This is a genomic window from Novosphingobium sp. (assembly GCF_041915465.1).
Taxonomy (GTDB): Bacteria; Pseudomonadota; Alphaproteobacteria; order Sphingomonadales; family Sphingomonadaceae; genus Novosphingobium.
Genome location: NZ_JAYSBK010000057.1, coordinates 1 through 19196, shown reverse-complemented (window position 1 = coordinate 19196; position 19196 = coordinate 1). Strand labels below are relative to the sequence as shown.

At 64.3% G+C, this 19196-nt stretch carries 15 protein-coding genes; 7 read left to right on the top strand and 8 right to left on the bottom strand.

Features of this window, described 5'->3' with window-relative positions; genetic code table 11:
- Window positions 1-761: metallophosphoesterase family protein (locus tag ACE3SN_RS10870; RefSeq protein WP_374529909.1), on the bottom strand; the 761-nt coding region annotated here is incomplete at its 3' end.
- 279 nt (window positions 762-1040) lie between these two features.
- Between ACE3SN_RS10870 and ACE3SN_RS10865 the strand changes: the two genes are divergently transcribed.
- Complete coding sequence (locus ACE3SN_RS10865; RefSeq protein WP_374529908.1) at window positions 1041-1790, top strand: TorF family putative porin; 750 nt, start codon at window positions 1041-1043, stop codon at window positions 1788-1790.
- 77 nt (window positions 1791-1867) lie between these two features.
- On the opposite strand, the gene ACE3SN_RS10860 is transcribed toward ACE3SN_RS10865, so the two are convergent.
- Complete coding sequence (locus ACE3SN_RS10860; RefSeq protein WP_374529911.1) at window positions 1868-2518, bottom strand: SIMPL domain-containing protein; 651 nt, start codon at window positions 2516-2518, stop codon at window positions 1868-1870.
- A 195-nt stretch (window positions 2519-2713) separates the two neighbouring features.
- Here ACE3SN_RS10860 and ACE3SN_RS10855 point away from each other — a divergent pair, with 195 nt between their 5' ends.
- Window positions 2714-3148 (top strand): VOC family protein, encoded by a 435-nt coding sequence (locus ACE3SN_RS10855; protein WP_374529907.1) that lies wholly within the window; start codon window positions 2714-2716, stop codon window positions 3146-3148.
- Window positions 3149-3172: 24 nt separating this feature from the next.
- Here the strand turns inward: ACE3SN_RS10855 and nhaA are convergent, their stop codons facing one another.
- The gene (gene nhaA, locus ACE3SN_RS10850) at window positions 3173-4360 is read right to left on the bottom strand and encodes a Na+/H+ antiporter NhaA (protein ID WP_374529906.1); all 1188 of its coding nucleotides are present in this window, start codon (window positions 4358-4360) and stop codon (window positions 3173-3175) included.
- 60 nt (window positions 4361-4420) lie between these two features.
- On the bottom strand, window positions 4421-6283 hold the full coding sequence (locus tag ACE3SN_RS10845) for a pilus assembly protein TadG-related protein (RefSeq protein WP_374529905.1): 1863 nt from the start codon (window positions 6281-6283) through the stop codon (window positions 4421-4423).
- Between the two features lie 852 nt (window positions 6284-7135).
- Between ACE3SN_RS10845 and ACE3SN_RS10840 the strand changes: the two genes are divergently transcribed.
- The 5 genes from ACE3SN_RS10840 to ACE3SN_RS10820 all read left to right on the top strand — a co-directional run bounded on the left by ACE3SN_RS10840 (window position 7136) and on the right by ACE3SN_RS10820 (window position 13284).
- Entirely contained in the window at window positions 7136-8569 is a 1434-nt protein-coding gene (locus ACE3SN_RS10840) for a glycosyl transferase family protein (RefSeq protein ID WP_374529904.1), read from the top strand.
- Window positions 8566-9771 carry a hypothetical protein gene (locus ACE3SN_RS10835; protein ID WP_374529903.1) on the top strand — a complete coding sequence of 402 codons (1206 nt, stop codon included), beginning with the start codon at window positions 8566-8568 and terminating at the stop codon, window positions 9769-9771. Before ACE3SN_RS10840 ends, ACE3SN_RS10835 begins: the two co-directional genes overlap by 4 nt.
- A 52-nt stretch (window positions 9772-9823) precedes the next feature.
- The gene (locus ACE3SN_RS10830; RefSeq protein WP_374529902.1) at window positions 9824-10738 is read left to right on the top strand and encodes a sulfite exporter TauE/SafE family protein; all 915 of its coding nucleotides are present in this window, start codon (window positions 9824-9826) and stop codon (window positions 10736-10738) included.
- Window positions 10735-11487 carry a TIGR02186 family protein gene (locus ACE3SN_RS10825; protein WP_374529901.1) on the top strand — a complete coding sequence of 251 codons (753 nt, stop codon included), beginning with the start codon at window positions 10735-10737 and terminating at the stop codon, window positions 11485-11487. The genes ACE3SN_RS10830 and ACE3SN_RS10825 overlap by 4 nt, the downstream gene beginning before the upstream one ends.
- Window positions 11488-11586: 99 nt before the next feature.
- Window positions 11587-13284 carry an ATP-binding protein gene (locus ACE3SN_RS10820; RefSeq protein ID WP_374529900.1) on the top strand — a complete coding sequence of 566 codons (1698 nt, stop codon included), beginning with the start codon at window positions 11587-11589 and terminating at the stop codon, window positions 13282-13284.
- Window positions 13285-13294: 10 nt separating this feature from the next.
- On the opposite strand, the gene ACE3SN_RS10815 is transcribed toward ACE3SN_RS10820, so the two are convergent.
- The 4 genes from ACE3SN_RS10815 to ACE3SN_RS10800 form a co-directional block, all read right to left on the bottom strand.
- Entirely contained in the window at window positions 13295-14701 is a 1407-nt protein-coding gene (locus ACE3SN_RS10815; protein WP_374529898.1) for an MATE family efflux transporter, read from the bottom strand.
- Window positions 14698-15429: a 7-carboxy-7-deazaguanine synthase QueE gene (locus tag ACE3SN_RS10810; protein WP_374529897.1), complete on the bottom strand. Its 732-nt coding sequence runs from the start codon at window positions 15427-15429 to the stop codon at window positions 14698-14700. The genes ACE3SN_RS10815 and ACE3SN_RS10810 overlap by 4 nt, the downstream gene beginning before the upstream one ends.
- 73 nt (window positions 15430-15502) lie before the next feature.
- Window positions 15503-16345, bottom strand: a complete 843-nt coding sequence (locus ACE3SN_RS10805; protein WP_374529895.1) for a DUF2262 domain-containing protein — start codon at window positions 16343-16345, stop codon at window positions 15503-15505.
- Window positions 16346-16352: 7 nt separating this feature from the next.
- Window positions 16353-19109 (bottom strand): valine--tRNA ligase, encoded by a 2757-nt coding sequence (locus tag ACE3SN_RS10800; RefSeq protein ID WP_374529910.1) that lies wholly within the window; start codon window positions 19107-19109, stop codon window positions 16353-16355.
- Window positions 19110-19196 lie beyond the last annotated feature (87 nt).

Sequence of the window (19196 nt, the reverse complement as noted above, 5' to 3'; positions counted from 1 at the left end):
TTCTCTGTCGCCTCGATAACCCAGCGCGAGGTTCCTTCAAGCCCAAGCGCGGTAAGGCGACCGCTCTCATAAGCGCCCGTATCGATGCCGATGCGGTTTCGCCTGACGTCCGGTTCGTCGAATATCGTGTGCCCGTGGACGACTACAACACCAAAGTCGCTGGCATGGCTCAGGAAAGGCTCGCGGATCCAGCGCAGGTCGTGCTGGCGCTGCTGGTCGATCGGGGCATCCGGGCGGATCCCGGCGTGGACGAACAGGTAGTCGCCCAGCGGGATCCGATCTTCGAAGCCGCGCACGAATTCGATGTCGGCCGCCGGAATCACCGCGTTCATCAAGGCACGCGTTTCCTCGATGTCGGCGCGGGTGTATTCTTCGGGATCGATCGGATAGCTGAGCAGGGTTTCCTTCCCGCCATAGCGCAGGAAATGTCGCAGCACTTCACCCTTGCGCAGCGCATCGAGGAACATCTCTTCGTGATTGCCCATCAGGATGCGCACATTCCGGCGCTGTTGCCATTCGCGCGCCAGGCGGATCACCCCGGAACTGTCGGGGCCGCGGTCGATCAGGTCGCCGAGCATGATGACCGTCGTATATGACTGGCCGCGCTTCAGATCGTCCGCCTCGATCGCCGCGATCAGTTCGGCGAACAGGTCCGAGCGGCCATGGACATCGCCGATCGCATAGACGCGTTCGCCCTCTGGCAACGAGGCCGTCGGCGCGCTTTCGGTGGCGCTGAAAAGCTTGCGGAGAGACTTGAACATAATCGCTTTCGCGCCGGAATTCGGGATAACTATAGTAAGTTCGGGCCTGATAGACAATGAATTGCGGTCAATTCGTTACGTCACGAGAGATCTCGGGTGGCCGTTGCCGCAATGCAACACATCGCGTCCATTGCGCAACGAATGCGGGCATTTTCCCTTGTGCAGCGCAGCAAATGTATGCTGATGAGGGACCGCACTGGCCGAATGCGTCCATCTGAACGAGATGCAGCGGACGGTGCGCAGGTGGGACGAAGCAAAAACAACTGAAGGAAGATTGTCATGCTCACGTCCGTCCGCGGCCTCATCGCCGCCTCTCTCCTTGTCGGCAGCGGATTGGCCGCCACTCCCGCTTTCGCTGATGAAACCGATGCTCCCTCGGCCATTACCGTAACCGGTAACTTTGGCCTGGTGACCGACTACCGGTTCCGCGGCATCTCGCTTTCGAACGGCGATCCGGCGGCGCAGGGCTCGCTTCAGGTCAACCATGAAAGCGGCCTCTACGCCGGTATCTGGGCCTCGAACCTTGAAGACAGCGCGGTTTACGGCAACCTCGAAACCGACTTCTACGCCGGTTGGACGGGCTCGCTCGGCAGCGGCGTGACCGCCGACGTCGGCATGACCTACTACGTCTATTTCAACGGCAACGTCGGCGATGCCAACGTGTTCGAACCCTATGCCTCGCTGTCGACCACCCTTGGTCCGGTGAGCGCGAAGGTCGGCATGGCCTATGCCTGGAAGCAGGCCTCCCTTGGCAACGACGACAACCTCTATGTCTACACCGATTGGGGTGCGGGCATTCCGAACACCCCGCTGAGCTTCTCGGCCCACGTCGGCTACACCTCGGGCGCGCTGTCGCCGAACCTGCTGACCGGCAAGAGCACCAAGGACGGCTTCGACTATTCGGTCGGCGCCAGCTATGCGATTACCAAGAACCTGTCCGCCGGCGTGAGCTACATCGGCGTTGACGGCAACTCGTTCGACAGCTTCTCGAACGATGCCGTGGTCGGTTCGATCAAGTACTCGTTCTGATCGGCGAAAGTTGACGCGAAAAAATCGGCCCGTCCCGGACAACCGGGGCGGGCCCTTTTTGTGCAGCCACGGCGCCGTCAACGCAGCGAATAGTTGACCGTGGTGACCACGCGGACCTTCTTGTAGGGCGTGTCGGAAACTCCCCAGCCTTCGGCCTCGCCGTCGCGGGCGGAAATCTCGAAATAGCCCTGCGTCGCGTCCCGAATGGTGCCCACCGAAGATCCGCTGTCGTTGGCGAACTGCTCGGCCGACTTGCGCGCGTCCTTGGTCGCTTCGGCCACCATTTCGGGCTTGATCGAATTGAGCTTGGTATAGGTATAGCTCATCCCGCTGCCTTCCTCGAGGAATACCCCGCGCCGCACGAGTTCGAACTGCTTGCCGACCGCGGCCTCGGCCTTCTTGATGTCGGTCGTGCGCAGGGTGATGCGCTGGCGCACGGTATAGGTGGTGATGCCCTGGTCGGTCGACTGCGAGACGTTGACGCCCGTCGGCTGAAGCGCGTCGGCGGGAAAGCCCAGTTCGCGGAAAAAGGCGTTGATCGCCTTGGTGTCGGCGTCGATCTTGGCCTGGGCACCCGCCAGATCGGAAGCGCTGGCGGAATAGGACAGGGTCCAGACCGCCAGGTCGGCCGTTACGTCACGTTCGGCGACGCCGCGCACCGTTACGGCACGGTCGGCCTGCTTGGCGCGGGTCAGTCCATCGCCGAGCAGGTAGCCGCCCACGATCATCCCGAGCGTCAGGATCGAGGCGGCGGAAAGCCAGGTCTGGGCGGAGGAATTACGCCAGAATGGGCTGGCGGTATCGGGCAGTTCGGCATTAGAGTCGGACATGACGCGCTCTCCCTGTTAGGTAAGGGGAAGCTACGCCAAGACTGCTTTCTGCACGATGAACTGTGCAAATCTATCGACGAAACGAGGTAGAGTGTGACGAAGTTCCTCCATTCCATGATCCGGGTGACCGATCCCGACGCAACTATCGCCTTTCTTGAGCTGATCGGCCTCAAGGAAGTGCGCCGCTTTTCCAGCGAGCAGGGGCGCTTTACCCTGATCTTCCTTGCCGCGCCCGGTCAGGAAGGCGTGGCCGAGGTCGAACTGACCTACAACTGGCCGGCCGAGGACGGTTCGGCGGAAGACTATTCGGGCGGGCGCAATTTTGGCCATCTCGCCTACCAGGTGGAGAACATTTACGAGACCTGCCAGCGCGTGATCGACGCGGGCCACATTGTCCACCGCCCCCCGCGCGATGGGCACATGGCTTTCATCAAGACGCCCGACGGCATTTCGATCGAACTGCTGCAGGACGGCCGCCTGCCGGTTCAGGAACCCTGGGCGTCGATGCCCAATGTCGGTTCCTGGTAGGGGGAACGGAAAGCGGAGCGGCTGTCAGGCCGGCGCGCGGGCCGTGCGCAGCACGATGAAGCCCGCAATGGCCGACAGCAGCGAACCCAGCAGTACACCAACCTTGGCTTCCTCGACCAGCGCCGGGCTGGCCGGGAAGGCAAGCTGGCCGATGAACAGGCTCATCGTGAAGCCGATCCCGCATAGCAGCGCCATGCCCCACAGCTGGCGCCAGCTTGCTCCTGCCGGCCGTTCGGCCATGCCGGTGCGGTCGGCCACGAAGATCGCGCCCAGGATCCCGGTCTGCTTGCCGATCAGCAAGCCCAGGGCAACACCGAGCGGCAGTGCGTCGGTCAGCCTGGTGGCACCTTCTCCGCCCAGTTCCACCCCGGCGTTGGCAAAGCCGAAAAGAGGCACGATCACGTAAGCGCTGATCGGCGCGAGGGCGTGTTCCATGCGCAGCAACAGGCTGTCGCCCCGCCGATCGAGCCCCAGCGGCACGCACAGCGCGGCGAGCACGCCGGCAATCGTCGCATGCACGCCCGAATGCAGCACGGTGTACCACAGCAGGCAGCCAAGCAGCGCATAGGGCCAGCCGCGCGCGACGCCCATGCGGTTGAGCGCGGCCATCAGCGCCAGCACGACCGCGGCCGCGCCCAGCCAGGCAAGCTTGAGCCCCGTCGTGAAGAAGAAGGCGATGATCGCGACCGCGCCCAGATCATCGACAATCGCGACGGTCAGCAGGAACAGGCGGAGCGATGCCGGGACGCGCTTGCCAAGCAAGCCAAGCACGCCCAGCGCAAAGGCGATGTCGGTCGCTGCCGGGATTGCCCAACCTGCAGCCAGGCCCGGCTCCCTGCCGGCAACCAGGAGATAGACCAGCGCCGGGGCGGCCATCCCGGCGAGCGCAGCCAGCACCGGCAAACGCCGCTTGGCGGGCGTGGAAAGCTCTCCGTCAAGCACCTCGCGCTTGATCTCAAGGCCGACGACAAAGAAGAACAGCGCCATCGCAGCGTCGTTGATCCACATGTGCAAGCTGTCGAGCTTGGCAATTGGCGTCCAGTCCAGCGCGGCGTGGAACAGGTCGTGATAGCCGTGGGCCAGTGGCGAGTTGGCGACCAGCATCGCGGCGATCGCCACCACGATCAGCAGGATCCCGGCGCCGGCTTCGCCTCCGAACAGACGTGTGACAATGGTGGCAAGGGGGGCAAAGGGATGGCGCTTGACAGTCATGCCACCTGAATCGCCGTTAGGCTTTCCCGGCGCAACCCAAAATCGAACCCTGGCCAGACCTTAATGGGTCAGCTTGAGGTCGCCCACCGCGTTGGCGATGGTAACGAAGGCATCGCGCAGTTCATCGGCATTGCTCGCGGCGAAGGCATGACCTGGCCCGGCGCATTCCTCCATCACCGGGTTGAGCTCGGTTCCGAAGGCAATCAGCCAGATGGTGATGTTGTGCTTCTTCGCCTCCTGACAGGCGAAGGCAAAGCGGTTTTCCACCGTCTGGGTCAGGGTATACTTGCCGCCCGGCGCCCAGCGCCTGCGGTCGACCGGTTCGAACCCATAGGACGTGTAGGACAGATCGAGCGCCGAAGTCTGTCCGTCGGTCATGAAGATCAGGTTGCGACTGGTTGCCCTGCCAACCGCAACGTCGGCATTTTCAGAGGCGAAGAGCCCGGTCGGCGAAAGTAGCCGTGCTGCCCAGATCATGCCGATATCGTGATAGGTGCTGCCCCAGGGCGTCAATTTGGACAGATAGGTGGACAGATCCGTCGGGGTCATTTCCTGCAGCTTCTGCGCGGCTGGCGGACAGGCATCGGTGTACATCATTGCCGGGGCGACATATTCGTCGGTGGTGTTCACCTGGCTGGTGGTGAAGGCGCCGGTGCCGTCCCACTTGTGCTGCCGCCCGAAAATCAGCTTCGGGTACATCGGCCGCCACTGGGTGGCAGGTCTACCCTTGGTCGGCACCAAGTCGATGTTCAGGTCGAGCGCCCGGTCGAGATCCACATCGTTGTAATCGTCGATGGTGTAGGTGTCGCGTTCTTCGATGCATCCGGTGGTCTGCGTGCGCCACGCGGTAACGTCCTTGGTCACCTGATCGTATTGCCATTTGCTGGTCGTGATCAGGGCGGGCTGGGTGATGTAATCGAAGGTCATGATGTAATTGGTGTAGACCGACTTGGTTACAGTGCAGGTCTGCCCAGCCAGGGCAACGCTGTACTCTGTCCCCGAAACGAGCATTTTGTACTTCGTGGTGGTCTTGGTGCCCGCGGGCGGCCCGGCATAGGCTGCGCTCGAGGTGCTCAGGGCGGTGTAGGTATAGGTCGCCGAGTTGGGCGGCACGCTCGGGCAGGTGTAACTGCCCCCGCTTAGCGTTGCCGCATAGGTCGAATAGGTCGAATCCGCGCGGGTACCTGAAACGGGTGATGCGGAGGTAGAGAACGAATAGGTGCCCTTGGCCGTTCCCGTTCCGACCAATGTGCGCGACTGGTAGTGCCACTGGTCCACCACCCAATCGTTCTTAAGCAATGCGCCCACGTTGACGTTGGTCGAATAGGGCACGAAACCATAGCGGATCCTGCTGCCGACCCGCTTGTTCGCTTCAAGCGTCGTGTAGAACTCGGTAATCGTATCCTTCAGCAGCGCGATCTTCGGCTTTGAGTCGCCCGGATTGGTTTCCGCCATCGACCCTGTGACGTCGAGCGCCAGCATCACGTCGATGTTCGCCATGCCAAGTTGTGCAACGCACCTGACCTGAACCGGCACCTTGGCGATGCCGAAGATCTGCATGATCGTCGTCGGTACGTCCGCCGATGCCGTGGCCGAGATCGAGTAATCGCTCGCTAGCGTCATTGCGAAATTGCGATTGACGGTCGAATAGGCACCGCTTGGAAAGTTGGTGTTGAAGAAGCGGTTGCCGATCGATTGCGCGTTATCGGGGATCTTGCCGGTCGCCGCGGCGCTTGCGCCGATCCGCTTGCGGGTCGCCAGCACCCCGGAATCGCAGGCGTTCTGGAGGCGCGTCTGCACCAGATAGGTGCGTCCCATGTCCACCGAACCGCCGATCAGGGCCATCAGGGGAACCAGGGCCGCCGCAATCAGCACCAGCGTGTTGCCCGCCCGGTCGCGCACCAACCTGCGCAGCAGGCGCATAGCATGGCAACTCGACAATCCGTTTCGCGGCATCATGGGTTGAATTTCGACCTTCGCGACCACCGTGCTGCTTTGCGCTTCGGTTGAAAAATATCGTAATCGAAGGCGGTTGGTGCGCGGTGCAGACTGGTGTCAGGGATTGCACCTAGGTCGGGAATTTACGGATGGCCGCGCGAAGCCGGTGTTGTGGTGCGCGCCGGTAATGCAGGTCCGGGCTGCGCCATCCTGGCGGCGGCCGACATGCGAAGGCGCGCAGTGCGGCGGGTAAAGTCAACACAGTGGGTAACCGGCCAATTCTATCGCCGGGCCAGTGGCACGGTGCTTGCCATGGCCTTCGTGGTTGCGATGATTTCCGGTGGTGAGCCGAATTCGTCCGGGCCTGTTCCAGGTTCGCCAACGCCGCCGCGCCCAGCCGGGGCCGCAGAGCGGCATCCGGTGCTGTCCGGCCCCTCCAACGCAGGCCTGACCCTCGCCGACGAACCTGGCGGCGCTGAACCCGCAGCGCCGGGATTGGACGATGCGGACTCACCGGCCCATTTGGGTGCTTATACCCGGCCAGAACCTCCAGCCTCCGGCGAGCGCGACCATTTTGCCCCCCCTCTGGGCTTTGCGCGCGATCCCGAGGGCGACCGGCCCACTCCGCAGCAAGTCCGGCGGTTGATTGCACAGTCCTATGCTCGTTCGGGAAGCGAAGGCGGCGGGGACTGACGAACGCATGGTCGGCGGCGCCGCGGCAACAGGCGCAAGACAGCGCCCGGCCAAATTGAAATGCCTTTGCTAATCCATTGTCAGACTACGTATTTATGACTAGTTTTCGAACCCTGTGGGCTTGGCAAGGGGTTAGAGCGGGCCGTGGCTTGGGGGCAAGAGGCAGGGGAATTCCTCGCGCGGTGGGTTATCCCGCCGGAGCGCGAACTGCTTGTCTTTGCAGCTTTCTGGTTCGCGGTCGGGTTGCTTGACGAACTCGTGATCGACCTCGCCTGGCTTGGTCTGAAGTTGACCGGAAGGGCGAAAACACGTCGCCTGCCGCGCGGCTACGGCCGCGCCGAATTGGCCGGGCCGATCGCGGTGATGATCCCGGCCTATCAGGAATGCGCCGTGATCGGGGCGACCGTTGCGCACATGCTGGCCGCCTGGCCGCAGCGCGAACTGCGGCTCTATGTCGGCTGTTACCGCAACGATGCCGCGACCCTTGCCGCGGCAATGAGCGCGGCCGGGACCGACATGCGGGTGCGGCTCGTCGTGCATGGCGTCGATGGGCCGACCACTAAGGCGGACTGTCTCAATCGGCTCTACGCCGCGCTGTGCGCCGATGAGCAGCGCAGCCGGCAATCTTTTCGCGGCGTATTGCTGCATGATTCGGAGGACATGGTCCATCCCGCCGCCTTGCAGGCGATCGATACCGCGCTGGGCAGCCATGATTTCGTGCAGCTTCCGGTGCGCCCTGCAGAACAACCGGAGTCGCGCTGGATCGCCGGGCATTATGCCGATGAATTCGCCGAATCCCATGCCAAGGCGATGGTCGTTCGTGCCACGTTCGGTGCCGCCATCCCGGCCGCAGGTGTGGGGTGCGGCTTTGCCCGCCATGCCCTGACCGCGCTGGCCGAGCGCCGCCGAAGCGAAGGGGAAGCCGGACCCTTCGCGCCGGAATGCCTGACCGAGGATTACGAACTGGGGCTGGTGCTGTCGCGGCAGGGGCGAGGCAGCACCTTCCTGCGGCTGCGCGATGCGGCCGGCCGGCTGGTTGCGACCAGCAGCCATTTCCCGACCGAGCTTGACGCCGCGGTGCGCCAGAAGACGCGCTGGATCCATGGGATCGCGTTCCAGTCGTGGGACCGGATGGGCTGGAGTTCCCGCCCGGTCGAGCTGTGGATGGCGCTGCGCGATCGGCGCGGCCCGCTGACCGCGCTCGTGCTGTGCGCCGCCTATTTGCTGCTGCTCCTCGATGCCGTGCTGATGGGCGCACAGGTCGCCGGTGTCCCGGTTGACTTGGACATATCGCTGCCGCTGCGCGTCCTGGTCCTGGCCAGTCTGTTCGGCTTTGTCTGGCGTTCGGCGCTCAGAGCGGCGTTTACTGCCCGCGAATATGGCCCGCTCGAAGGTGCGCGCGCGATTTTGCGCATTCCTGTGGCGAACGTCATCGCGATCATGGCCGGCCGCCGCGCGCTGATTGCCTACCTGCGGACCCTGCGCGGCACGCCGGTAGTCTGGGATAAGACCGCACACAGCACGCACCCGGCCCTGGCCGCGCCGGTTGCCAGCTCGCTCGCCGGAGCCGAAGCATGAGTCTGCCGCGCACCGCAGCGCCGCGGCGCGGGCAGCCGCTGGTCGCGCTGGTCCTGTTGCTTGGCGGGTGGGTCGGCGTGCGCGCTGCGATCCTCGACAGCGAACCCCATGCAGCGGGTGGTGCCGCGCCTGAGCTTGCAGCCGCACCCGCCCTGACGCCGCCGGTTCAGGCTGAACCGGCTATTGCGCAAGCGGCGGCACCGGCCGCCGAGGCTGTGAACTGGCCCGCACTGCCGCAGGCACCGGCGGCGTCTGCCGGGCTTGCCGAGCCCGCGCTGATGCCTCCGCCGCCCATGCAATCGGTCCCGGTTCGGGAAACTGCCGCCACGCCGGCTGCGGATGCCCCAACCCCACCAAGAATTTCCGGTGGGCACCAGATGCTGTGGATGGCGGGGCTGTCGATGCTGCCGCTGCCGCTTGACGCTGGACTGGTGCAAGGTCGATCGTCAGGTCCGCTGCGCCCGCCAGCGCTCGGCGCGACAGGAACGACCGCCCTTGGCAAGCCGCAACCGGCGCCTGCCGCGCTGCGTTGGTCCGCCGATGGCTGGATCGTTTGGCGGCAGGGTGGCAACGGTTACAACCTGCCCGGTGCGGGGCTGCCGGGCGCTGCGGGACCGAGCGGGGCCTATGGCGCGAGCCAGGCTGGCGTGGTGGTACGCTATCGTCTTGCGCCGACCAGCCCGCAGCGGCCATCGCTCTATCTGCGCGGTTCCAGCGCCTTGCAGGCACCGCGTGGCGAGGAAGTGGCCGGCGGGTTCTCGCTGCGCCCGGTCAAGGGCTTGCCGGTTGCGGCAATGGCCGAGGTGCGCGCGACGCGCACCGAGGGCGGCAAGGTGATAGTTCGCCCAGCCGTAGCCCTCGTCAGCGAACTGCCCGCTCAGCAGCTACCGTTCGGCCTGCGCGGCGAAGCCTATGTCCAGGCCGGCTATGTCGGTGGGCGCGATGCGACGCCCTTTGTCGATGGACAGGCCCGGGTTGAAAAGCCGTTGGTGCAAATGGGGCCGATGGAACTGCGCGCCGGTGGCGGGGTCTGGGGCGGGGCGCAAAACGGTGCGCAGCGGCTGGATGTCGGTCCCACGGCAACCCTGGCCATGCCGGTCGGACCGGGCGGTAGCCGCGTCTCGGCAGACTGGCGTTTCCGTGTCGCTGGGGATGCCGCCCCGGGTAGTGGGCCGGCAATCACGCTTTCCGCCGGTTTCTGATTCAAACGGCCTTTTTTTGGCCGCTGCGCTGGTCTAGGCCAGTGCTCCAAGCATGGACGTCTACCTTCCCATCGCCAACCTTTCGGTGAACGGCCTTATCATCGTCGCGCTGGGTGCGCTGACGGGGCTTTTGTCGGGCATGTTCGGGGTCGGCGGCGGGTTCCTGACCACGCCGTTGATGATCTTTTACGGGATCCCGCCAACGGTTGCCGCGGCTTCGGCAGCAAGCCAGGTGACCGGGGCAAGCGTTTCGGGCGTATTTGCCCATGCCAAGCGCGGCGGCGTCGATTACCAGATGGGCGCGGTGCTGATCGCGGGCGGTGTGGTGGGCACCGGCATCGGCGCGCTGTTGTTCAGCCTGCTGCAGCAAATTGGCCAGATCGATATCGTCATCAGCCTGCTTTACGTGCTGCTGCTCGGCTCGATCGGCACGATCATGGCCCGCGAAAGCTGGCAATCGATGAAGGCGCAGAAAACCGGGGTGCCGTTGCCCGCGCGCAAGCGGCGCCATCACCCGATGGTCGCCAACCTGCCGCTGCGCTGGCGGTTTTATCGCTCGGGGCTCTACATCTCGCCGCTCGCGCCGCTGATCCTGGGGATCTTCACCGGCATCCTGACGATGCTGATGGGGATCGGTGGCGGGTTCGTGCTGGTCCCGGCAATGCTTTACATCCTGGGGATGAGCGCCAACGTCGTGGTCGGCACATCGCTGTTCCAGATCCTGTTCGTGACGATGATCACCACGATGATGCACGCGCTGACCACTCGCGCGGTTGACGTGGTGCTGGCGGTGCTGCTGCTGATCGGTTCGGTTTCCGGCGCGCAGGTGGGCGCGCAATTGGCCGATAGGCTTCCGGCCGACCGGCTGCGTTTCGTGCTGGCGGCGATCGTGCTAATCATCGCGCTGCGCATGGCGCTGGGGCTCGGCTGGCGGCCCGACGAAATCTACACGGTGATGCCGTCATGAAGCGGCTGCTCGCCCTCCTTGCCCTGCTGCTGCTGACCGGTGCGCGCGATCCGATCCTTGTGCCCGAGGTTTCGCAGCACGAGATCCAGGTGCGCCAGGGCTTCAAGGGTACCGAACTGCTGCTGTTCGGCGCGATCCTGACGCCCGAGGGAACCCGCGCCGGGCAGGACTATGACATTGTCGTGGTGCTCAAGGGGCCGACCCGCTCGATCGTCCTGCGCGAAAAGCAGCGGATCGCAGGCATCTGGGTCAATGCCGACAGCGTCGAATTCCGCTCCGCGCCGACCTTCTTTGCGGTAGCCTCGTCGAAGCCGATCAAGCAGATCGTCGATGACAAGACCGCTGCAATCTATGAACTTGGCCTGCCCTGGCTGCAGCTGTCCCCGATCGGCGCTTACGATCCCAAGGAGCAGGAACGCATGTCTTCCGGGTTGGTCGACCTGATGCAGCGCGAACAACTCTACAAGGAAGATCCCAAGGGCGTGGCTGTCAGCGAACAGGTGCTCTATCAGGCGCGCATCGCGCTGCCCTCCAGCGTGACGACCGGAACCTATACGGCAGAGACCTTTGCGATCACCCACGGGCGCGTGGTTGCCTCGGCGATTTCGCGGGTCGAGGTGAAGAAGCAGGGCTTCGAACTGGCGGTGGCCCAGTTCGCGCAGCACAACGGGTTTATCTATGGTCTGCTGGCGGTGACAATCTCGGTTGCCATGGGCTTCCTTGCCGGGCGGCTGTTCGCGCTGGTTTGATCTGCACTGCTGACAAGATTTAGCCCAATATTAACCGACCCCGCCTAAGCCTCTGTCGTCAACCAAGCCGGGTTGGCGCAAAGGGACAGGCCGTTTTTGATGAACGATATGAGCTCCAGGGGTTTCGGCGCGGCTCGCCCGGCCCAAAGCGAAGATATCCCGGCGGTAGCCGCGACGCAGGTCGAGGAAATCGACAATGCGCGCGAACCGATTGGAATCGTGCTGGAAATCGCTGGCTCTGGTTCCGCCATCGCGCTCGACCTTCAGCGCTTGCAGGAATGTTCGGGCGATAGCGACCCTTCGATCGCGCTGGCCGGGCAGGTTGGTAGCCAGGTCAAGATCCGCGTCGGGCGCGGCTGGCTGCTCGCCAGCGTGCGTACCCAGCGCCAGGATGCCAAGACCCCGGGCGGGATCATGGCCCAGATCGACTTCCTCGGCGAAGGCGACGAGGAACGCCTGACGGGCCGCATCCACTCGTTCCGCCGCGGTGTGACGCGCTATCCGATCCCGGGCGCGCTGATCTATCCGGCGACTTCGACCGACCTCAAGCAGATCTATGCCAGCGATGGTCGTTCCAGCATTCAGGTCGGCACCGTGTTCCCGACCAAGGACATTCGCGCTGGCCTCTATGTCGATTCGATGCTCGGCAAGCACTTTGCGCTGCTGGGTTCGACCGGCACCGGCAAATCGACCAGCGCCGCGCTGATCCTGCACCGGATCTGCGAACATGCGCCGGAAGGGCACATCGTGATGGTTGACCCGCACGGCGAATATTCGGCCGCGTTCAAGCAGACCGGCATGATCTTCGACGTGTCGAACCTGCAGATGCCCTACTGGATCATGAACTTCGAGGAGCACTGCGAAGTGTTCCTGACCAGCACCGGCAATGAACGGCAGGAAGATTCCGACATTCTGTCGAAGTGCCTGCTGATGGCGCGGTCCAAGAACCGGCTGGCCGAAAGCATGGGCAAGATCACGGTCGACAGCCCGATCCCCTACCTGCTGTCGGACCTCACCAACCTGATCACGACCGAGATGGGCAAGCTCGACAAGGCCACCTCCTCGGCGCCCTATATGCGAATCAAGACCAAGATCGACGAGCTTAAGGCCGATCCGCGCTACCAGTTCATGTTCTCGGGCATGCTGGTGGGCGATACGATGGCGGAATTCATCGCCAAGATCTTCCGCATGCCGAGCCGCGGCAAGCCGATCTCGATCATCGACGTCTCGGGCGTGCCCTCCGACGTCACCTCCACCGTGGTTGCCGTGCTCAGCCGCCTGGTGTTCGACTTCGCGATCTGGGCGCGCGACGAAAAGACCCGCCCCGTGCTGCTGGTCTGCGAAGAAGCGCACCGCTATGTGCCGAACGAGAAGAACGCCGACGGTTCGTCCGTGGGCCGGATCCTCAGCCGCATCGCCAAGGAAGGCCGTAAATACGGCGTCAGTCTTGGCCTTATCACGCAGCGCCCGTCTGACCTTGCCGAAGGCGTGCTGTCGCAGTGCGGCACGATCATTTCGATGCGCCTGAACAACGACCGCGACCAGGCCTTCGTCAAGGCCGCGATGCCCGAAGGCGCGCGCGGGTTCCTCGATTCCATCCCGGCGCTGCGCAACCGCGAATGCATCATCTGCGGCGAGGGCGTTTCGATCCCGATCCGCGTCGCCTTCGATGAACTCGAAGAGATGAAGCGCCCGGCCAGCGCCGACCCCTCGTTCACCCAGCTCTGGTCGAGCTCGGGCGGCGAAGAGGAAATGGTCATGCGCACCGTCCAGCGCTGGCGCGCGCAGGGCCGCTAAGCGCCTGGCCTTATCCTGCAGCGGCGGCGATGCGCCTTTGCATCTGCCGCCGCCAGCCGCCCTTGAAATAGGCGGCCAGCGTCAGCACCATCGACATGACCGAACTGACCATCAGCGAATACCACAGCGCGTCCGCGCCAAGGCTGGGATAGAGCAGCCAGTAGATCCCGTAGCGGATCAGGTACATCGAGGTGAACAGCACCAAGAGCTGCGAATAGACCACGCCATAGGCGCGCAGCGTGCCGAACAGCACGATGGTGACGCCGAACGGCAGGTAGGTCCAGATCGCGAGGGACTGGATGTGCTGGGCCAGCGGCACCGCCGGACTGGCATCGCCCAGGAACAGTGCGAGCAGCGGCCGGTCGAACAGCAGCATCGCCGCCAGCAACACCGCCGTGATCGCGAGGTTGGCGGTCGATCCGGCGCGGCTGATCGCGTCGACCCGGTCCTCGCGCCCTGCGCCGATGTGCTGGGCCACCATCGCGCTCACCGCCGCGCCGATCGCCATCGCGGGCATGCCGATGTAGTTCCACACCTGCAGCAGCGCGCCATAGGCCGAGGCCATTTCCAGCCCCTCGCGGTTGACCAGGCCGATCATGATGACGCCCGCGCCGGAAATGACCAGCATCTGCGCGCCCATCGGCAGGCCCTTGCCCAGGATGTAGCGCAATTCGCTGCGGTGCGGCTTCAGGAAGGCCAGTTCCTTGCCCCGCAGGCGCAGCGGCAGGTCTTTCGCATAGATCCACGCGATCATGCCAAACAGGCCCAGAAAGCTGGCGATCACAGTGGCAAAGGCCGATCCGCCGATCCCCATGCGCGGAACCGGCCCCCAGCCCATGATGAACAGCGGGTTGAGGATAACGTCGAGCACCGAGGTCAGGATCATGAAGCGCAGCGGGGTACCCGCATCGCCCGATCCGCGCATCCCCATGGCAAGCATCGTGGTGACGGTGGCCGCCGGATTGGCGATGAACACCACGCGCAGATAGACCAGTGCCTCGCCATATGATTCACCCGGCGTTGCCAGCCAATGCAGCATCTGCGGCGCGAAGATCCAGCCGCCCAGCGAGGTCGCCAGCGCGAGCATGAAGGTAAGGCCGATGGCGGTGCCGAGCGAGCGGCGCGCCGCGACCACATCCTTGCGCCCCCAGGCCTGCCCGACCTTGACCGTCGCGGCCATGCCGAACCCGAACACCAGCGCGAACAGCAGGAACATGATGATGTTGGCGTTGGCCGTCGCGGCCAGCGCGCCATTGCCCAGCAGCCGCCCGACCCAGACCGCGTTGATCGAGCCGTTCAAGGACTGCATCACGTTGCCGATCATCTGCGGCACGGCAAACACGATCAACGTGCGGGTCAGCGGCCCTTCGGTCAGGTCACCACGTAGAGGTCCGGTGGGGAGGGGGGCATCGCTCATGTTCCGCGGGTGTCCCCGTACAGGTGAATGTGAAGTCGGTCGGTAAAGCGCAGGCCATGCTCCAGCGCCAGCGGGGCCAGCCAGCGACTGCGCGCGCGCAGGGTTTCGCTGTCGGTCCCTTCGGGCATGACATAGACCCGCGCGGGCGGGATGGCATAGGTTTCGATCAGGCCAAGCACCTCGTCGAGATCGGCCGGCTGCGCAATTACGAACTTGAAGTATGCTTGAGGTTTGGCGGACCACTCTGCCAGCCGTTCGGGAATCTGTGCAGATTCAACGGGATTCCCCGAATGCTTCAGTTTCACACTCACGTTGTACTGCGCGACTTGGCTGTCGAGCGCGGGATGCGGGGCGACTGTGCCGTTGGTTTCGATTTCCACCGAAACACCGTCCAGAAGCGCCACCATCCGCGCCAGCGCCGCCCCTTGCAGCAGCGGTTCGCCCCCGGTGATGACCAGCCGGTCCTGCCCCAGCGCCATGATCCGCGCGGCGACATCGGCTTCGTCCAGCACCACCTGGTTAGCTTGCCGCGCGAACGCCTGATCGTCGCGGTGCGGGCGATTGTCGCCCTCGAAGCGCCAGGTATAGGCCGTGTCGCACCACGTGCAGGCAAGGTTGCAGCGGCTCAGGCGCACGAAGGCGACGGGCCGCCCGATGCTCGGCCCTTCGCCCTGCAGCGAGGCGAAGATCTCCGGCTCGCCGGGGGTGGTGGTGGCAAGGGTCAACATGGCGCGCCGCTTTTGGCGGCAATCCGCGCGGTAGGAAAGCCAAAACTCCCAATTGTTAGGAAGTACCTGCCGTTCAGATCGTTGCGCCGGTGATGCCTCCTTCGAGCGTGCCGAACACCGAGATGCGATGCCCCCAGAACAGGTCGCCGTCATCGTATTCGAAGCTCACGTGGTCGTCTTCGGAAACCGTAATGTCGCGCAAGTGCAGCCGTGCCAGCCATGCCGCGCGGGGCAGGCTCGGTTCGGCTTCATCGCGCCAATTGTCGTCCCACACTTCAAACAGGTGTTCGTAAGCCGCATCCTCGACCATGGCCTGCCAGCGGTCGGCATGGTCACAAAGCGTCAGGAATGCCGCCGCCCGGTCATCCAGCGTGCCGTTGCCGTCCGCATCGAGGGTCAGCCGCACTTTCTTTCCGCGCCATTCGGCAAAGCCCTCGAAAAAGCTGGGCAGGGCGGGCAGGGCGTTGAACTGGCCCAGTTGGGGATGGACGAAGGGCTGTGGGTGCAGGATCGGTGCAGCCAGTTCCACCAGTTCATCGTCTGAATTCCGACCAAGGTAGTCCGCGATCACGGCGCATAGGCGCGTGCCGGATGGTTCGGGCGGGGCAGCCAGCCTGAAGCGGATCGGGCAGCCCGTCGGAACCGTATCCATCCAGCGGGTCAACGCCGCTTGACTGGGCAGGGACCGTTCAAGGCGAAGCTCGGTAGCGACGGGCGCACCGCCTTGCATCCGCCAGACCGCAAGGGTGACCCCGAACTTCCAGTCGGACGAATCGCCCTCGAGACTGGACTGAAAACCGAACTTTCCGCTGGGTCCTGCGATGCCGGTGACAATCAGGGGCTGGGCCTCCTCGCCGGACTGGCGTTCGGTTGCCGCACTGTTGCGACGCCCGGCCAGCCAGTTCCGAAGGCCCATCCCGATCCTACCCCAGCCGCGCGAGCGCCGCGGCCAGGCGCTCGGCTTCGGCGGCGTGCATGGCGTGGTCAGCGCGGGCCTTTTCGACGGCTTCGGGCTTGGCTTTTTCGACGAAGGAGGGATTGCCGAGACGCCCTTCAAGGCTCTTGGCTTCCTTCTGCGCGGCGGCCAGCGCCTTGCTTAGGCGAGCCTTTGCTTCCTCAAGGTCAACACTGCCAAAAAAGTCGATCCGACCTTCGATGCCTTCAATCACGAGTTGCACTTCGCCATCCAACTCGACGTCGATTAGGCGGTCGAGCGAAAGTCCCAGAGTGCTTGCCCCAGCCGCGAGTTGAACCAATCCCTCAGCAGTTCGTACATTGACCATTTCCGCACGGGTCATTCGCTTGAATGCTATCAGGTTTTTAGTCAGCCATTCGAACTGTGATTGTTCTGCTCTCGACACAAAGATTGTCATCGGCTTCGCTGAAGCATCGAGAGCTGCCTTCATGGCACGCACCTCGCTAATTGCTCTTATCAGCCATTCGACTTCGGCCTTGGCGGCGGCATCGACGCTCGCTTGCGGGGCGGGCCAGCGCGCGACGATCAGTTCGTTCTCGCGCGTGCCCAGCTTGTCCCACAGCTCTTCGGTGACGAAGGGCATGAAGGGGTGGAGCATGACCAGGATCTGGTCGAGCACCCAGCCGGCGACGGCCTTGGTCTCGGTGTCGAAATTGCCCTTGATGAGTTCGATGTACCAGTCGCAGAACTGGTCCCAGACGAAGTGATAGATCGCGTTGGCGGCAGCATCGAAGCGCAGGTCGGCCATCGCCTGGTCGAGCGCGGCGACGGTTTCGACGACTTCGCCGATGATCCACTTGTTGACCGCGCTCGTCGCCGCCGGGGCTTCGAGCGTGCTGCTCGCCCCGATCCCGTTCGACTGGCAGAAGCGCGCGGCGTTCCACAGCTTGGTCGCGAAGTTGCGGTAGCCCTCGACGCGGCGCTCATCCATCTTCACGTCGCGGCCCTGGCTTTCCATCGCCGCCATGAAGAAGCGCAGCGCATCGGCGCCGTACTGGTCGATCAGCCCCAGCGGATCGACCACGTTGCCCTTGGACTTGGACATCTTCTGCCCGTCCGCCGCACGCACCAGCCCATGCAGGTAGAGCCGCGGCCACGGGTTCTGGCCCGTCATCGCCTGGCCCATCATCATCATCCGGGCGTCCCAGAAGAACAGGATGTCAAAGCCCGAGACGAGCAGGTCGTTGGGGTAGTGGCGCTTGACGAGTTCGCTCTCGTCCGGCCAGCCGAGCGTGGCGAAGGGCCACAGCGCGGAGGAGAACCAGGTGTCGAGGACGTCGCTGTCGCGTTCGAGGGTGACGCCGCTACCGGCCTTGGCCTGGGCTTCCTCTTCGGTTTCGGCGACATAGATTTCGCCGTCCGAGCCATACCAAGCCGGAATCCGGTGGCCCCACCAAAGCTGGCGGGAAACGCACCACGGCTGGATGTTTTCCATCCAGTTGAAGAAGGTCTTTTCCCACGACTTCGGCACGATTTCGATCGCACCGCTGCGCACGGCCTCCAGCGGGGCCTTGGCCAGTTCCTCGGCGTTCACATACCACTGGTCGGTCAGCCAGGGTTCGATCACCACGCCGCCGCGGTCGCCGAACGGGGTCTGGATCGTGCGGGGTTCGGCGTCGTGGAGCTCTTCCTCGCCGTCCTTGTTCTTGGTGACGTGGGGGATCAGGAAGCCTGCTTCCTTCATCCGGCTGACCACCAGAGCGCGGGCATCGAAGCGGTCCATGCCGACAAATTCGGCCGGCACCAGCCCATCGGCGGTCTGCACCACCTTGGCTTCGGCATCGAACATGTTGAGCATGTCGGCGGGCTTGATCCCGGCGCGCTTGCCCACTTCGAAGTCGTTGAAGTCGTGCCCCGGGGTGATCTTCACGGCGCCCGAGCCCAGTTCCGGGTCGGCGTGCTCATCCGCCACGACCTTGAAGCGGCGGCCGGTCAGCGGCTGGAGGATCTCCTTGCCGATCACGCTCTGGTAGCGTTCGTCGTCCGGGTGGACGGCCACGGCCATGTCGGCCAGCATGGTTTCGGGGCGCGTGGTCGCCACCTCGATATAGTCAAGCCCGTCGGCGCGCTTCACGCCGTCGGCGAGCGGGTACTTGAAGTGCCAGAACCCGCCCTTGACCTCGCGGGTTTCGACCTCAAGGTCGGAAATCGCGGTCTTGAGCTTGGGGTCCCAGTTCACCAGCCGCTTGTCGCGGTAGATCAGGCCCCGGTTGTAGAGGTCGACGAACACCTTCACCACGGCGCGGGTGAAGTGCGGGTCCATGGTGAACTGCTCGCGGCTCCAGTCCATCGAACAGCCCAGGCGGCGCAGCTGGCGCGTGATCGTGCCGCCGCTTTCGGCCTTCCATTCCCAGACCTTGTCGATGAAGGCTTCGCGCGTGTAATTTGTGCGCTTGTCCTGTGCCGCTTCAAGCTGGCGCTCGACCACCATCTGCGTGGCAATGCCTGCGTGGTCGGTGCCCACCACCCACAGCGCGTCCTTGCCGCGCAGGCGCTCGTACCGGATCACCACGTCCTGCAGGGTGTTGTCGAGCGCGTGGCCGATATGCAGGCTGCCGGTCACGTTCGGCGGCGGGTTGACGATGGTATAGGGCTGCGCCTCGGGCCGTTCGGGGCGGAACAGTCCCTTGGTTTCCCAATGTTCGTACCACTTCGCCTCGATTCCGGCGGGGTCGAAAGTCTTGTCGAGCGTTGCTTCGGTCATGGTTTCGCGCCTTTGCCAGCGCCCCGCATGGCTGGCAAGCTTGTCGCGGCGCGGATTTTCCCGCATGACCGCATCCACGATGCGCGA

Coding starts and splice junctions, on each gene's coding strand:
- ACE3SN_RS10865 (WP_374529908.1), top strand. CDS start 1,041: ATGCTCACGTCCGTCCGCGGCCTCATCGCCGCCTCTCTCCTTGTCGGC.
- ACE3SN_RS10860 (WP_374529911.1), bottom strand. CDS start 2,518: ATGATCGTGGGCGGCTACCTGCTCGGCGATGGACTGACCCGCGCCAAG.
- nhaA (WP_374529906.1), bottom strand. CDS start 4,360: ATGACTGTCAAGCGCCATCCCTTTGCCCCCCTTGCCACCATTGTCACA.
- ACE3SN_RS10845 (WP_374529905.1), bottom strand. CDS start 6,283: ATGCGCCTGCTGCGCAGGTTGGTGCGCGACCGGGCGGGCAACACGCTG.
- ACE3SN_RS10835 (WP_374529903.1), top strand. CDS start 8,566: ATGAGTCTGCCGCGCACCGCAGCGCCGCGGCGCGGGCAGCCGCTGGTC.
- ACE3SN_RS10830 (WP_374529902.1), top strand. CDS start 9,824: ATGGACGTCTACCTTCCCATCGCCAACCTTTCGGTGAACGGCCTTATC.
- ACE3SN_RS10825 (WP_374529901.1), top strand. CDS start 10,735: ATGAAGCGGCTGCTCGCCCTCCTTGCCCTGCTGCTGCTGACCGGTGCG.
- ACE3SN_RS10820 (WP_374529900.1), top strand. CDS start 11,587: ATGAACGATATGAGCTCCAGGGGTTTCGGCGCGGCTCGCCCGGCCCAA.
- ACE3SN_RS10815 (WP_374529898.1), bottom strand. CDS start 14,701: ATGAGCGATGCCCCCCTCCCCACCGGACCTCTACGTGGTGACCTGACC.
- ACE3SN_RS10810 (WP_374529897.1), bottom strand. CDS start 15,429: ATGTTGACCCTTGCCACCACCACCCCCGGCGAGCCGGAGATCTTCGCC.
- ACE3SN_RS10805 (WP_374529895.1), bottom strand. CDS start 16,345: ATGGGCCTTCGGAACTGGCTGGCCGGGCGTCGCAACAGTGCGGCAACC.
- ACE3SN_RS10800 (WP_374529910.1), bottom strand. CDS start 19,109: ATGACCGAAGCAACGCTCGACAAGACTTTCGACCCCGCCGGAATCGAG.